Here is a 14,161-nt window from a genome sequence, read left to right as displayed (position 1 = left end):
CGGGGCGGCCCCCCCTCGGGCGCCGGGGGGGCCGGAAGGTCCGGCCCGTCCGGCGACTGAGGTCGTGCCTACGTCTGGGCCGCCTGGCGGACGTGGGTGTTGACCCAGTCCACGATCGACTGCGTCGTCGCACCCGGTGTGAAGATCTCCGCGACGCCCTTCTCCTTCAGCGGCGCGATGTCCGCCTCCGGGATGATGCCGCCGCCGAAGACCTTGATGTCCTCCGCATCGCGCTGCTTGAGCAGCTCGATGACCTTCACGAAGAGCGTGTTGTGCGCACCCGAGAGGATCGACAGGCCGATCGCATCGGCGTCCTCCTGAATGGCGGTGTCCACGATCTGCTCGGGCGTCTGGTGAAGCCCGGTGTAGATGACCTCCATACCGGCGTCGCGCAGAGCCCGCGCGATGACCTTCGCCCCGCGGTCGTGTCCGTCGAGTCCCGGCTTGGCAACCACCACGCGGATCGGCCCGGTCACACCCATCACTGCCTCCATGTACCGACTGCGCCGTCATTGGCACGCGCCCCGCACCGATGAGGACGGGGAAGTGAACGAACGTTATCGACAGCATCCCGCACCCGCCCGTTTCACGGTGGGCAGGGAGGGGGAAATCACACATGGGACATGTTCGCTATGCGTCGTTCCTGCCTCATCAGGCGCTACGGCGGCAGCAGCCGCAGCAGTCGGGACGCTCGCAAGGGGAGCCGCGACGAGGTCGCCGTGCCACCGGGCCGTCAGCCGCACGGCCCGGTGGCGCGGCCCACCGAGTTCCTCAGCACGGCGCCCCGACGAGGGCACACGGGGCCGGAGCCGCCTCCCGCGTGCCGTTCGGAGGTCGGCCATGAGGGTCCTGCCCTTCTTCTTTCCGCCCGGTCCGTTCCAGCTCCGCCTGTCGGCCGCACTCCTGAGAGCCACCGCCCTGGAGTGCGCCATCCTCGCGGGACACCTGGTCCTCTACCCGTCCGGCATCGCCCAGGAGCGCCGCCACGACGTGGGCACGCTCCCCTCTCCGGTACCCGCGGAGCCCGGGACCGCCCGGCTTCCCGCCACCGGCCCCGACCACCCTCCCGTCATACTGCTCCACGGCTTCGTCGACAACCGCTCCGTCTTCGTCCTGCTGCGCCGGTCCCTGGCCCGGCACGGCTGGCGCCACCTGGAGTCCCTCAACTACTCGCCGCTGACCTGCGACATCCGCACCGCGGCCGAGTTGCTCGGCCGCCATGTCGAGGAGATCTGCGGCCGTACGGGCCACGCCCGGGTCGACATCGTCGGCCACAGCCTCGGCGGCCTGATCGCCCGTTACTACGTACAGCGACTGGGCGGCGACACGCACGTGCGCACTCTCGTCACCCTCGGTACCCCGCACTCCGGCACCAGCGTCGCTCCGCCGATGAGCGCCCACCCCCTCGTGCGGCAGATGCGCCCCGGCTCCGACGTGATCGAGGAGCTGCGCGAGCCCGCGCCCGCCTGCCGGACGCGGTTCGTGAGCTTCTGGGGCGACCTCGACCAGGTGATGGTCCCGGTCGAGGCGGCGTGCGTCAGCCACCCGGATCTCATCGTCCAGAACGTACGGGTGACGGGAATCGGCCATCTCGCGCTGCCCGTCCATCCGGCGGTCGCCGCCGGGATCCGGCAGGCGCTCGAGGAGCAGGACACGGGGGCGGGCGCGTCCGGCACGGCCTCCGTCGCCTGACCTCACATCCCCCTCGGTCGAACAACTGTCGAACACAGAACCAAGGCTGTGCCCGCCGTCCGCCAAAAGACGGCCTAATGCCCGTTTCCGGAACGCGCGAAATCTGGCGAAGATTGTCGCCGTCGCTTACCGCCGGGTACAGTCGCGCCACTGCTTTGCCTCTGGGGCCCCTCCCGGGACCCCAGCCCCCACAGGTCCTGCGTTGCCGAGGCGAGAGAGAAGTTGGTGGACGACCAGCACGCCCAAGCCGGGTACGACGGCTACTCCACCGGCAGTTTCCGGACAGACCCGCTCTTCGGAGCCCTTCCCGCCGAGACCGCCCAGGAAAGTCACTACGGAGCAGGTCACAGCGGCCAGTACGACACCACCCAGTGGGACACCACGGATGCCCGTCAGAGCGTGGGCTACGACGCGTACGGCATGCAGCAGCAGTACGACACCACCGGGGCGTGGCCCACCGCCGGCCACCGGACGGCGGCCGACATCCCGGCCCAGTCGACCGGCCAGTGGGACACCACCACTTGGGACCGGACGGGGCAGTTCGACACCGGCCACATCGACACCGGCCACATCGGCAGCGGCCCGTACGAGACCGGCACGTACGAAACGGCGCAGTTCCCCCAGGCCACCGCCGACACCACCGGGCAGTGGAACATGACGCCGGGCTACGACACCGGCGCGTACGACGCCACCGCCTGGAACACCGGCCACACGGGCGACCACACCGGCGCGCACGCCACCGTCCCGCCCCAGCAAGTCCTCTACGAGACAGCCGAGTTTCCCGCAGCCGGCCTGCCCGAAGCCCCCACCGCGTACGAACCGCACGAGACGCACGGACCGCACGAGACGCACGGCGGGCACGACACGCCCGAGGCCGAGCACGTGTACGTACCGGAGCACGCGTACACGCCGGAGCACGACCCGGAGCGCGAGCCGGAGCACGAGCCCGAATCCGCGCCCGAGTCCGAGCACATCCCCGCCGCCGCAGCCCCCGTCCCCGCCCCCCGCTCGGCCCGCCGCAACGGCGGCAACGCCGGCCGCGGCCGCCGCCGCACCCCCGCCAAGCGCTCGGCCCTCCTCACCGTCGCCGTCCCCTCCGCCTGTGTGATGGGCGTGGCCGGCATCGCCGCCGCCTCGGTCGGCAACGTCGGCGGCGCCCCCGCCGAGGAGAAGAAGGACACCACCACGACGGTCTCCGCCGCCGACTCCGGCTCGGTGGAGCCCGTGACGGTCAACAACAAGCTGGACACCCAGCTCGCCGCCCTCGACGCGGACGCCAACGACTTCGCCGACCGCGCCAGCCGCACGCAGGAACGCATCGACCTCCAGGCCCGCCAGGAGGCGGAGAAGAAGCGCAAGGCCGAGGAGGCCGCCCGCAAGGAGGCCGCCCGCCCCAAGTTCGCCGTGCCGGTCCAGCAGCACGGCCTCAGCGCGTACTACGGCCAGGCCGGTGTCAACTGGATGTCCGTGCACTCCGGCATCGACTTCCCGGTCGGGTACGGCACACCGGTGATGGCCGCGACCGACGGCACGGTCCGTACGCAGTACAACACCGCCTACGGAAACATGGCGATAGTGACCGCCGCCGACGGCACGGAGACCTGGTACTGCCACCTCAGCAGCACCAAGATCCGCTCCGGACCGGTCCAGGCCGGTGATGTCATCGCGTACGCCGGCGACTCGGGCAACTCCACAGGGCCGCACCTCCACTTCGAGGTGCGTCCCGGCGGCGGGTCGCCGATCGACCCCCTGCCGTGGTTCCGCAGCCACGGCCTCAGCCCGACGTAGAACACGCCCGCCCCGCAGAACCGGCGGCCCCGCAGGACGCGAGGCCGTCCGCCCCTACAGCTTCTCGACCGGCGCGTACCGCAGCAGCAGCTTCTTCGGCCGCTCGTCGCCGAAGTCGATCGTCGCCTGCGCGTCCGCCCCCGTCCCCGTCACCGTCATCACGGTGCCGAGCCCGAACTGGTCGTGCGTGACCCGGTCACCGACCGACAGCGCGACCACCGGCTTGTCCGAGGCCCGTCGTGTGGCGAATCCCGAAGCGCTCCCGCCCCCGGACCGCGCCCGCGACGAGGACAGCGAGGACGACAGCGACGAGGCGACGCCCGACACCGGCCCCGCCGGAACCTGCGCCCCCTTGCGCTTCCACGTCAGGTACGTCTCCGGGATCTCCTCCAGGAACCGCGACGGCGGGTTGTACGACGGCTGCCCCCACGCACTGCGCATCGCCGCCCGCGTCAGGTAGAGCCGCTCGCGGGCGCGTGTGATGCCGACGTACGCGAGGCGCCGCTCCTCCTCCAGCTCCTTGGTCTGGCCGAGCGCGCGCATGTGCGGGAAGACGCCGTCCTCCATGCCCGTCAGGAACACCACGGGGAACTCAAGGCCCTTGGCGGTGTGCAGCGTCATCAGCGTGATGACTCCGGACCCGTCCTCGTCCTCGTCGGGGATCTGGTCGGAGTCGGCGACGAGCGCCACCTTCTCCAGGAACTCGGCCAGCGTCCCCGGCTCCTCCCCCTCCCGCTCCTGCTCGAACTCCAGCGCCACCGCGGCGAGTTCCTGGAGGTTCTCGATGCGCGTCTCGTCCTGCGGGTCGGTCGACGCCTGCAACTCGGCGAGATAGCCGGTCCGTTCGAGGACGGCCTCCAGCACCGTGGCGGGCCCCGCCCCCGACTCGACGATCGTGCGGAGCTCCTCCATCAACGTGTTGAAGCGCTTCACGGCGTTCGACGAGCGGGCCGCCATGCCGTACGCCTCGTCCACGCGCCGCAGCGCCTGCGGGAAGCTGATCCGCTCGCGCAGCGACAGCGCGTCGATCATCGCCTCGGCGCGGTCGCCGATGCCCCTCTTCGGTACGTTCAGGATGCGGCGCAGCGGAACGGTGTCCTCGGGATTGGCCAGGACGCGCAGGTACGCGAGCACGTCCCGGACCTCCTTGCGCTCGTAGAAGCGCACGCCGCCGACGACCTTGTAGGGCAGTCCGACGCGGATGAAGATCTCCTCGAAGACACGGGACTGGGCGTTCGTACGGTAGAAGACGGCGACGTCGCCGGCCTTCGCGTCGCCCGCGTCCGTCAGCCGGTCGATCTCCTCGGCGACGAACTGCGCCTCGTCGTGCTCGGTGTCCGCGACGTATCCGGTGATCAGGGCGCCGGCGCCGGCGTCCGTCCACAGGTTCTTCGGCCGCCGGTTCTCGTTGCGCTCGATGACGGCGTTGGCCGCGGTGAGGATGGTCTGCGTCGAGCGGTAGTTCTGCTCCAGCAGGATCGTCGTCGCGTCCGGGTAGTCCTCCTCGAACTGGAGGATGTTGCGGATCGTGGCGCCGCGGAAGGCGTAGATCGACTGGTCGGCGTCGCCCACGACGCACAGCTCGGCCGGGGCCTGCCCCTCGCCCGACGGGCCCACCAGTTCGCGCACGAGCGTGTACTGGGCGTGGTTGGTGTCCTGGTACTCGTCGACCATGACGTGGCGGAAGCGCAGCCGGTAGTGCTCGGCGACGTCCGGGAACGCCTGGAGCAGGTGCACCGTGGTCATGATGATGTCGTCGAAGTCCAGCGCGTTGGCCTCGCGCAGCCGCGCCTGGTACATCGCGTACGCCTGCGCCAGGGTCTTCTCGAAGCCGTCGGCGGCCTGCCCCGCGAAGGTCTCCTCGTCTATCAGCTCGTTCTTCAGGTTCGAGACCTTGGCGCTGAACGCCTTCGGCGGGAAGCGCTTCGGATCGAGGTCGAGGTCGCGGCAGACGAGCGCCATCAGGCGCTTCGAGTCGGCGGCGTCGTAGATCGAGAACGAGGACGTGAAGCCGAGCCTCTTCGACTCGCGGCGCAGGATGCGCACGCACGCGCTGTGGAAGGTGGAGACCCACATGTGGCCCGCGCGCGGGCCGACGAGCTCCTCGACGCGCTCCTTCATCTCGCCCGCGGCCTTGTTGGTGAAGGTGATCGCGAGGATCTGGCCGGGGTGCACCCCCCGGCTGGCCAGCAGGTACGCGATCCGGTGGGTGAGCACCCGGGTCTTCCCGGAGCCGGCGCCCGCCACGATGAGCAGCGGCGACCCGGCGTGCACGACGGCGGCGCGCTGCTCTTCGTTCAGCCCGTCGAGCAGCGCGGCGGCGTCCACGACGGGGCGCGGCGCGCCGTCCCTGTAGTACGCGTCCCTGGCCGCCGGGGGCGCGTCGAAGGCGCCCTCGAAGAGGTCGTGCGGGACCTCCTCCGGGGCGGTGTCGGTGTCCTCGGGGGGCGGCGGGTCCGCGTCCTGCGCGTGCTGGAGGCCGGCCAGGAAGCTGTCGTCAAAGAGGCTGCTCATCGTTGTCCAAGCTTAGGCGGGTCCGCCGACAGCCCGCCCCGGATTCGCCCCGCCCCGCTCCGTCCGGGCCGGTGGGAACCCGTGATCCGGCGTCCGTGACCTTCCTCACGCCGCCGGCGGGGGCCGCCCGCCCGGCCTTCCGGAGGCGCTTGTACCGGTTGTCGTGCGATGCCACAATCACGCCGCAACCAGCGTGCCGGCAGGGGGAGTTGCGACGCGATCGGCGCAATCGGCGAGAAGTGCGGGCGCGGACCCGGACGACTCCGTACTGATCGGACCGACCGGAGGAGAAGGAAAATGACCGAGCGCAGGCAGCGGCTGACCGTCCTGTTCGTGCCGGAGAGCGCGTACGGCCCGACGAACAACTGCGTCGGCATCGCGGACGTGCTGCGCCGCCGCGGTCACCGCGTCGTGTTCGCCGCCGAGGCGTCGTGGAAGGGGAGGCTGGCCGCGCTCGGCTTCGAGGAGGACCTCGTCGACCTCGCGCCGCCGCCGGCGGACGGGGCGCCGGAGCAGGATCCGGGCCAGTTCTGGAAGGACTTCGTCCGCGACACCGCCCCGGAGTTCCGCAAGCCGACGATCCAGCAGCTGGAGACGTGGATCAGACCGGTGTGGGAGGAGCTGACCGCCGGCGCCCGGCACTGCGAGCCGCAGCTGAGGGAGATCATCGCCCGGACCCGCCCCGACGTCATCGTCGAGGACAACGTGGTGGCCTTCCCCGCCCTGCTCACCGCCGGGGTCCCCTTCGTGCGGATCAACTCCTGCAACCCGCTCGAGATCAAGAGCCCGGCCGTCCCGCCCGCCTTCTCCGGCTACCCGGCGGCCGACCGCACCGGCTGGGCGGCCTTCCGCGCCGAGTACGACCGCACCCACCGCGAGCTGTGGACGTCGTTCAACGCGTGGGTGGTGGAGCAGGGCGCGCCGCCCCTGGCCGATCTCGAGTTCATCCACGAGTCCGCGACCGCGAACCTGTACGTCTATCCGGAGGCCGCCGACTACCCGCGCGAGCTCGGCCCCACCTGGCGCCGCCTCGACTCGTGCGTACGCGAGACCGACGGCGCGGACTTCGACGTCCCGCCGGGCGAAGGCGCGCTCGTCTACTTCTCGCTCGGCTCGCTGGGCTCGGCCGACGTGGAGCTGATGCGCCGCGTCATCGGCGTACTGGCGAAGACGCCCCACCGTTACGTCGTCTCCATGGGCCCGCTGCACGAGGAGATCGAGCTCGCCGCGAACATGACGGGCGCCGAGTTCCTCCCCCAGGCGTCGGTCCTGCCCCACGTCGACCTGGTGATCACCCACGGCGGCAACAACACGACGACCGAGTCGCTGCACTTCGGGAAGCCGATGGTCGTGCTGCCGCTGTTCTGGGACCAGTACGACAACGCTCAGCGCATGGACGAGCTCGGCTTCGGCGTCCGCCTGGACCCGTACCGCTGCACGGACGGGGAGCTGACCGCCGCGATCGGCCGCCTCCTCGCCGACACCGCCCTGCGCGAGCGCCTGGCCGCCACGGGCTCGGAGATCCGCGGCCGTGACGGCCTGCGCACGGCGGCCGACGCGGTCGAACGGTCCGCGCGGGCGGCCGGAGCCTCCGGGCCGGCCGGAGTGTCCGGGCTCAGGTCCAGAGCACCGCGATGAAGATGTTGGCGACGGTCAGCCCGCCGACCGCCCCGAAGAGCGCCTTCTCCGCCCTCTCCTCGTCCCGCTTGACGTAGACGAGGCCGAGGATCACCACGAGGACCGCCAGCTTGATGCCGATCTTGAGGTTGTTCACGCTCTGGCCGTCCGCCTGGTTGAGGCCCACCAGCGCCACGCCCGTGATCAGCATGGTCAGCGCGCCGTGCAGCATCGCGGGCGTGAAGCGGGCCGTGCCCGCGCCTATCGCCTTCATCTGGGTCAGGAAGCCGCCGAGCAGCGAGGCGATGCCGATGATGTGCAGGCCGACGAAGACATTGATGAGTACGTCCATGGGCCGGAGCCTAGCCCCGGCCCTAGCAGCCCTCGCCGCCAGGTATGCCTGCCATCGCCGTATCGGTCACGGAAGAACGGAATGTTCTATTCCGATGTGGCTCCCCTTCTCATCCCCGTACATGGAAATGCCTGTTTCGACCACTGTCGGTCATTGTGTCTCTCCCCCGTGACCATCCGGTTTAGCGTCCCTCCCCAGGTGGCCGATTCCCCACCGCCGCCCCTGCCCGGAGCGGCGGTCGGCCGCCACCGCCGAAGGTCCGGCGGCGGGCCGCCGCCCCGTGCGGCCCGCCGCCGGATGCGAGCGGCCGACGTACAGCGCCGTACAGGACGGAAGGACGTAGACGCCCTCGTGGCCTCGCACCGAAAGCCCAAGCAACGCATGTTCACCGGCAGCACCGCCCGCACCGCCGCAACCCTCGCGCTCGCCTCGGCCGCGAGCGCCACCGCGTTCGACGGCGTCGGGCACGCGGAACCCGCCCTCACCCCCGCTCAGGTGAAGGCGAAGGTCGACCGGCTCTACCACGACGCGGAGGTCGCCACCGAGAAGTACAACGGCGTGAAGGAGAAGGCGGACAGCGGCCGTGAGGCGCTGGACCGGCTGCGCGACGAGGCGGCCCGCAGGACCGAACGCCTCAACGCCTCACGCAACGCCCTGGGTTCGCTCGCCACCGCGCAGTACCGCGCGGGCGCGATCGACCCGTCCGTGCAGGTCGCGCTCACGTCCGACCCGGACCGGTACCTGGAGCGCGCCGCGGTCGCCGAGCGCGCCGGCGACCGGCAGGCGGCGGCCGTCACCGGGGTGCGCAGGCAGCTCGGCAGGATCGATCAGCTGCGGGCGGAGGCGGACAGACACCTGGAGCGGCTCGCGTCGCAGCAGAAGGAGCTGCGCGCCCACAAGGCGAGGATCCAGGGCCGGATCGGCGCGGCCGAGAAGCTGCTCTCCCGGCTCACGGCGGAGCAGCGGGCCCAGTACGCGCGGCAGGACGGCCACGGCGCACCGGCCGCCGCCCCCGCGCGTGCCGACCGGACCGCCCGGACCGCCCCGGACGCCCCGCGCGGCGGCCCGGTCCGGGCGCCCGATCCCCGCGCCGGCCAGGCGGTCTCCTTCGCGTACGGGGCGATCGGCAAGCCGTACGTCTGGGGCGCCACGGGGCCCTCCGCCTTCGACTGCTCGGGCCTGACCCAGGCGGCCTGGAAGTCGGCGGGCGTCTCGCTCCCCCGCACGACGTACACGCAGATCCACGCCGGACAGCGTGTCCCGCGCTCGCAGCTGGCCCCCGGGGACCTGGTCTTCTTCTACTCCGGCCTCAGCCACGTGGGCCTCTACATCGGCGACGGCCAGATGATCCACGCGCCCCGCCCCGGCGCCCCGGTCCGCGTGGCCCCGATCGACCAGATGCCGTTCGCGGGGGCGACACGGCCCGCGTAGGCCCGGCAGCACGGGGTAAGTGCCGTACGTAGGGCAAAACGCACGCCACTCCATATGCCACCACCGTGAACGGAGGGCCGACCATGCCGGGCATCATCAACCGGATCAAGCAGTACGCGAGCAGCCCGCAGGGGCGCCGGACGATCGCACAGGGACGCCGCGCGGCGTCCGACCCCAGGAAGCGCACCCAGGCCAAGCAGCTGCTGGGACGGCTGCGGGGCGGCCGGAGGCAGTACTGAGGGTGAAGCAGGGGCGCAGGCGCCGGGTCCGGTGACCCGGCGCCTGCGCCTGCCTATGCCTCCGGGCCGGCGTCCGGGGCGGCCACCCAGTCGACGAGCTGGATGATCACGCCGTTGGGGTCGGTGACCTGGAAGAGCCGCTCGCCCCACGGCTCCTCGCGCAGCTCCATGCTGATCCCGACACCCGCCCCCTTCAGCCGCTCGTACTCCGCCGGGAGGTCGTCGACGGTGAACGCGACGATCACCCCGGCGGCGCGCTGGTCCCGGAAGCCCTCGGGCAGTACCTCGGTGCCCCGCTCCAGGAAGATCACGTTCGGCGCGTCCTCACGCGCCAGTGACGCGAACCCGTCGGCCGCCATGGCCTCCTGGAACCCGAAGTGGGTGACGAGGAAGCCCGCGGAGGCGGCCACGTCGTCGACGGTCAGGGATATGGCGGTGGCGGCTATCTTCACTTGTCCTCCTGCGAGTTGGTACGGGCGATCCGCACAGGCGGACACATTAACGGGCCGGTGGTCAAAGGGCCGGGCGACCCTGGCGGGCCCGGGTCCGGCGTGCCCAGCCGGGAACGGGCAGCTGCCGGGCGAACGGGGGCACTCGGACAGGCCGGCCGCGTGAGCGGTCATGGGGTGCCGCGGCAGCGCGCGGCGGCCACGGGCGCGGCCTGAGCCGGTCGTCTCAGATGCGCCAGGCGCGCAGGCGCTCGGCCACGGCGAAGACGTCGAGGTTCTCGGTGCGGATCTCGCGGACCAGCTCGGTGAGCGCGCCGTACGGCGGGTCGATCCCCTCGCCGGCCGAGGCCAGGTAGTACGTCGCCACCGAGACGCCGTACAGCGAGTTGCGGAAGGGCAGCGGCCCGAGGCGCACGATGGTGTGCAGCAGGGCCGCGGCCCGCCACGCGGCGTCGGGGTAGGTCTCCATCGTCGGGATGCGGGTCTTGTGCCGGGCTACGGCGGCCACCAGGACCGAGTAGTCCGCGACCGAGCAGTCCTCGGGAATCGCCCGCTCCTGGGCGGCCAGAAGCCACGGGATGTCGACGTACAGGGTCACTCAGGCGGCCTCGTCGCCCTGCTCGCGGTCCCACGGCGGGACCTCGTCCGGGAACGCCGCGTCGAACTCCGCCTTGTGCTCGTTGAAGAACTTCGCGACGCCCTCGACGAAGAACCGGCGCTTCTGCTCCAGCACGGAGACATCGTGCACGTACGCCTTCACGCTCTTGCCCTCGGCAGCGGCCGCCTCGCGGATCCCGGCGAGTTCCTCTTCGGTGAATTCGATGTTCACAGCGGGCATACCTCGATGCTAGTGGTCCCGGCGCCTTTCCGGTGCCGGGAGCCGTTGATCTCGCGCAGCTCCTCCACCCGCCGGTGAACCACCTCCGCCGGGAGGCCCCGGCAGACCTGGCAGAGCCCGCCCGGCAGCGATACGGACCCGCCGGGCGACCCGCACTCCGTGCACGCCATCACCCGGCGCCGCGCCGCCCTCGTCGCGGGCTCGGGGGCGGGCTCGGGCGGCAGCTTCTCGCGCAGCCGGCTGCGGACGATGCCGCCCGGCGAGTGCACCGCCTCCGGGAGCCCCGCCGTGAGCGCGCGCACGAGGCGGTCCGCGCTCACCCCCCGCGCGAGCCACTGCGCCGCGTCGGCCTCCAGCGCCGCGCATTCGGCGGCGGAGAGCACCATGCGGGGGTCGGTCCGGCCGAGCGAGGCGAGGACGTCGTACGCCGCCGAGCGGCCGGAAGCCCGGCTCTCGCGCACCGGCTCCGCGCCCGCCTCCGCGTCCGGTACGTCACCGGCCTCGAACCGCTCCCACCAGGCGTCGTCGCGGGCGGTGCGCGAGAAGTACGTGTGCCACACCCAGCGCGTGCACCCCTCGCCCACGTTCTCCTTGAAGCGCCGCAGGTGGCCGACGCGGGACAGCTCGCGCAGCGCGGAACGGACGGCCTGCTGGCCGTAGAGGGGCTGCTCCTTGGCGAGGGTCTTCACGTCGATCGCGGCACCTTCCGGCAACCGGTCGATGTACGACGCGAGATACGCCTCCCGGGCCGGCAGATCCGTGAAGTCGCCCTTGCGGCGCGGGGATTGGCCGGGAGCGCACCGTTTTCCGTACCCCGGACTTGCCTGGGGGTGTGCGGACGGGCGCAGGGCAGGACTAAAGTCGTCGGCAGCCAAGAGATCGCTCACTTCGATCTTGAAGGTCAGACCCCGGCCCGGTGCTGCTAACACCGGTCGGGGTCGTTTGTTGTTGCGAACGCTAGAGGGCCGACACGCCGCGTGGCAAGCCGGTCACGAAAAGTCACCCCGCGGGTGCCGCGCGGGAGTTGGGAGGGTGGGTGGGCACAGCCCACCACCCATTCCTTGAAAAGGACGCTCGGGTCTCGCCGCTCGGATCTCGAAGCTCAGCCGCGCGTTGCGTACGCGACGAACCGGGCCCAGGAGGGGGCGGGGAGGGTGAGCTCGGGGCCGTCCTTGAGCTTCGAGTCACGGACGTGGACGGTGTCGGGGCAGGTGGCGACCTCTACGCAGTTGCCGCCTTCGGTACCGCTGTACGTCGACTTGTGCCAGGCGAGAGCGACTTCAACGCAGTTGCTGCCCTCGGTGTCGCTGTAACTCGACTTGAACCAGTTCAGCTCGTCGCTCATAGCTCGTCCGCCATCCGCTGGATGAATCGTGCCGACTCCTCGGTTCCGAGGGCCTCCATTCGGATCATGCCATGACGCTGCATCGCGGTACCCACCTCATTCAGGTCGGCCGTGAGACGGCTGAGCGACTGCCCTTCGAGGAGCGCCAAGCGCGCATGTTCCCCCGTCTCAAGCAGCACGATCGGCCCATTGAGACCCGGATTGGCACCCGCACTGAATGGCAACACCTGAACGGAAACGTGACGGAGTGACCCGACCTCCAGCAGGTACGACAGTTGCTCCTTGTATGCGGCCGTTCCGCCCAACGGGCAACGCAAGACAGCTTCATACAGAACAAAACTGCACTCGACCGGCGGTTTGCGGGTCAACAAGCGCTGTCGGCCCAGGCGACCCTGGATCCGGGCCTCCATCGTTTCATCGTCCAGTGGCGGGCGGTGCGCCATGAGGAGCGCTCGCGCGGTGGCCTCGGTTTGCAGCAAGCCCGGAATGAGCAGTGGCTCGTACGACCACAAGCTGCGCGCCTCGTCCTCGTACTGGAAATACTCCTGCGACCGCGCGGGGAACTTCTCCGGCACCAGAAACTCCCGCGCCGCGATCAGCAGCCCACCCGCCCCGCACAGCCCGTCCGCCACCTGGAGCAGGTGCAGCGTCGGTTTGCGCCGCCCCGCCTCCATCGACTTCACGTACTCGTAGCTGCAACTGGCCTCCTCGGCCAGCGCCTCCCGCGTCACACCCGCCCGCTCGCGCCACCGTTTGATCTGGTTGCCGCAGTACCGCCACGCCATCGGGGGTTCGGGGTTCGTCATGGGTACAACCACCCTCTGTACGCGAGCCGTTACTTCAGCAGGCTATTCCCACCTCTGCACCGTATGAGCCATGAACGACCACATCGAGTGGCATTTCCGCCGCCACCCCCGCAGCGTCCGCCGGGCCCGCGCCCTCCTCGCCGAGCAGGCGCGGGAGTGGAAGGTGGCCGATGACGTCGCCGAAACCGCCGTACTTCTCCTCAGCGAGCTCGTGACGAACTCCCTGCGCCACGCGGGGTGCGCGCCCGGTCGGGAGATCCGGGTGCGGTTCGCGGTACGGGGCGACGTCCTCCGTGTCGAGGTGTCGGACGCCTGCGTCGTGCTCCCGCATCCGCGCGACGCGTCGCCGGACGACGAGACGGGGCGCGGGCTCGCGCTGGTCGACGCGCTCGCCGGGCGGTGGGGGGCCGCGCCACGGGAGTGCGGGATCGGCAAGACGGTGTGGTTCGAGGTCGATGCCGAGGTCAATTGCCTTGAGGCGGCCGACGACGGTGTGTAACGGTGCGCCCATGCCGAACGATCCCCGCGTCCCTCTCCCCAAGTCCGTCGGGGAGGCCATGGTCGCAGAACAGACCGCCGGTGCCCGTCTGCGCTACCTCTGCTTCTGGGGTCATCAGCCCACTCCCGGAGCCGCCGGGCCCGGCTGCCTCAGCCAGTGGTGGCCCGTCGAGTTCACCGAGGACGGTCACACCTACCGCTCCGCCGAGCACTACATGATGGCGCACAAGGCGTGGCTGTTCGGTGATCCCGGAACCGCCGCCGAGATCCTCGGCGCCGGGCATCCCGCCGAGGCGAAGTCCCTGGGCCGTCGGATCGCCGGCTTCGACGAGGCGCTCTGGCGCGAGCACCGGTACGGGATCGTCGTACGCGGCAGCATCGCCAAGTTCGGACAGCACGACGACCTGCGCGCGTACCTCCTGGGCACGCGCGACCACGTCCTGGTCGAAGCCAGCCCGGTGGACCGGATCTGGGGCATCGGGCTGGCGGCCGACGACGAACGCGCCGCGTCCCCCACCACCTGGCGCGGGCTGAACCTGCTCGGCTTCGCCCTGATGGACGCCCGTGACGCGCTGAGCGGTATCTGAGACCG

General features: G+C 71.1%; 16 protein-coding genes. 7 read left to right on the top strand and 9 right to left on the bottom strand.

Translation table 11 applies throughout. From position 1 onward, the window contains the following. Positions 1–68: 68 nt before the first annotated feature. A complete protein-coding gene (locus tag ACWD0Y_RS19145) occupies positions 69–482 on the bottom strand; it encodes a cobalamin B12-binding domain-containing protein (protein WP_450261509.1) in 414 nt (137 codons plus the stop codon). Between the two features lie 358 nt (positions 483–840). Here ACWD0Y_RS19145 and ACWD0Y_RS19140 point away from each other — a divergent pair, with 358 nt between their 5' ends. Next, entirely contained in the window at positions 841–1,692 is an 852-nt protein-coding gene (locus tag ACWD0Y_RS19140) for an esterase/lipase family protein (RefSeq protein ID WP_450261508.1), read from the top strand. Between the two features lie 225 nt (positions 1,693–1,917). Next, the gene (locus ACWD0Y_RS19135) at positions 1,918–3,480 is read left to right on the top strand and encodes a M23 family metallopeptidase (RefSeq protein WP_450261507.1); all 1,563 of its coding nucleotides are present in this window, start codon (positions 1,918–1,920) and stop codon (positions 3,478–3,480) included. Between the two features lie 54 nt (positions 3,481–3,534). Here the strand turns inward: ACWD0Y_RS19135 and pcrA are convergent, their stop codons facing one another. Further along, positions 3,535–5,994, bottom strand: coding sequence for a DNA helicase PcrA (gene pcrA / locus ACWD0Y_RS19130; RefSeq protein ID WP_450261506.1), 2,460 nt, complete (start codon positions 5,992–5,994; stop codon positions 3,535–3,537). A 297-nt stretch (positions 5,995–6,291) separates the two neighbouring features. Here pcrA and ACWD0Y_RS19125 point away from each other — a divergent pair, with 297 nt between their 5' ends. After that, on the top strand, positions 6,292–7,632 hold the full coding sequence (locus tag ACWD0Y_RS19125) for a glycosyltransferase (protein ID WP_450261505.1): 1,341 nt from the start codon (positions 6,292–6,294) through the stop codon (positions 7,630–7,632). Here the strand turns inward: ACWD0Y_RS19125 and ACWD0Y_RS19120 are convergent. Then, entirely contained in the window at positions 7,610–7,963 is a 354-nt protein-coding gene (locus ACWD0Y_RS19120) for a hypothetical protein (protein WP_093799476.1), read from the bottom strand. The genes ACWD0Y_RS19125 and ACWD0Y_RS19120 overlap by 23 nt on opposite strands. 381 nt (positions 7,964–8,344) lie before the next feature. Between ACWD0Y_RS19120 and ACWD0Y_RS19115 the strand changes: the two genes are divergently transcribed. Together ACWD0Y_RS19115 and ACWD0Y_RS19110 are read left to right on the top strand one after the other, a co-directional pair. Further along, a complete protein-coding gene (locus tag ACWD0Y_RS19115) occupies positions 8,345–9,394 on the top strand; it encodes an NlpC/P60 family protein (protein WP_450261512.1) in 1,050 nt (349 codons plus the stop codon). Between the two features lie 83 nt (positions 9,395–9,477). Then, positions 9,478–9,633 (top strand): hypothetical protein, encoded by a 156-nt coding sequence (locus ACWD0Y_RS19110; RefSeq protein WP_450261504.1) that lies wholly within the window; start codon positions 9,478–9,480, stop codon positions 9,631–9,633. 53 nt (positions 9,634–9,686) lie between these two features. Here the strand turns inward: ACWD0Y_RS19110 and ACWD0Y_RS19105 are convergent, their stop codons facing one another. The 6 genes from ACWD0Y_RS19105 to ACWD0Y_RS19080 all read right to left on the bottom strand — a co-directional run bounded on the left by ACWD0Y_RS19105 (position 9,687) and on the right by ACWD0Y_RS19080 (position 13,071). Beyond that, a complete protein-coding gene (locus tag ACWD0Y_RS19105; protein WP_450261503.1) occupies positions 9,687–10,085 on the bottom strand; it encodes a VOC family protein in 399 nt (132 codons plus the stop codon). Positions 10,086–10,308: 223 nt separating this feature from the next. After that, positions 10,309–10,680 (bottom strand): toxin Doc, encoded by a 372-nt coding sequence (locus ACWD0Y_RS19100; protein ID WP_450261502.1) that lies wholly within the window; start codon positions 10,678–10,680, stop codon positions 10,309–10,311. Continuing rightward, complete coding sequence (locus tag ACWD0Y_RS19095) at positions 10,681–10,920, bottom strand: hypothetical protein (protein ID WP_450261501.1); 240 nt, start codon at positions 10,918–10,920, stop codon at positions 10,681–10,683. Then, complete coding sequence (locus ACWD0Y_RS19090) at positions 10,908–11,807, bottom strand: hypothetical protein (protein ID WP_450261500.1); 900 nt, start codon at positions 11,805–11,807, stop codon at positions 10,908–10,910. Before ACWD0Y_RS19090 ends, ACWD0Y_RS19095 begins: the two co-directional genes overlap by 13 nt. 215 nt (positions 11,808–12,022) lie before the next feature. Next, the gene (locus tag ACWD0Y_RS19085; RefSeq protein WP_450261499.1) at positions 12,023–12,265 is read right to left on the bottom strand and encodes a DUF397 domain-containing protein; all 243 of its coding nucleotides are present in this window, start codon (positions 12,263–12,265) and stop codon (positions 12,023–12,025) included. Beyond that, entirely contained in the window at positions 12,262–13,071 is an 810-nt protein-coding gene (locus tag ACWD0Y_RS19080; RefSeq protein ID WP_450261498.1) for a helix-turn-helix domain-containing protein, read from the bottom strand. Before ACWD0Y_RS19080 ends, ACWD0Y_RS19085 begins: the two co-directional genes overlap by 4 nt. Before the next feature lie 70 nt (positions 13,072–13,141). Here ACWD0Y_RS19080 and ACWD0Y_RS19075 point away from each other — a divergent pair, with 70 nt between their 5' ends. Together ACWD0Y_RS19075 and ACWD0Y_RS19070 are read left to right on the top strand one after the other, a co-directional pair. Then, on the top strand, positions 13,142–13,570 hold the full coding sequence (locus ACWD0Y_RS19075; RefSeq protein WP_450261497.1) for an ATP-binding protein: 429 nt from the start codon (positions 13,142–13,144) through the stop codon (positions 13,568–13,570). A gap of 58 nt (positions 13,571–13,628) precedes the next feature. After that, positions 13,629–14,156, top strand: coding sequence for an NADAR family protein (locus ACWD0Y_RS19070; RefSeq protein WP_450261511.1), 528 nt, complete (start codon positions 13,629–13,631; stop codon positions 14,154–14,156). Positions 14,157–14,161: the final 5 nt, after the last annotated feature.

It is taken from the genome of Streptomyces altiplanensis (genome assembly GCF_053591575.1).
Note: the sequence above shows the minus strand (reverse complement) of the source record. Positions and strands in the feature narration are given on the sequence as shown.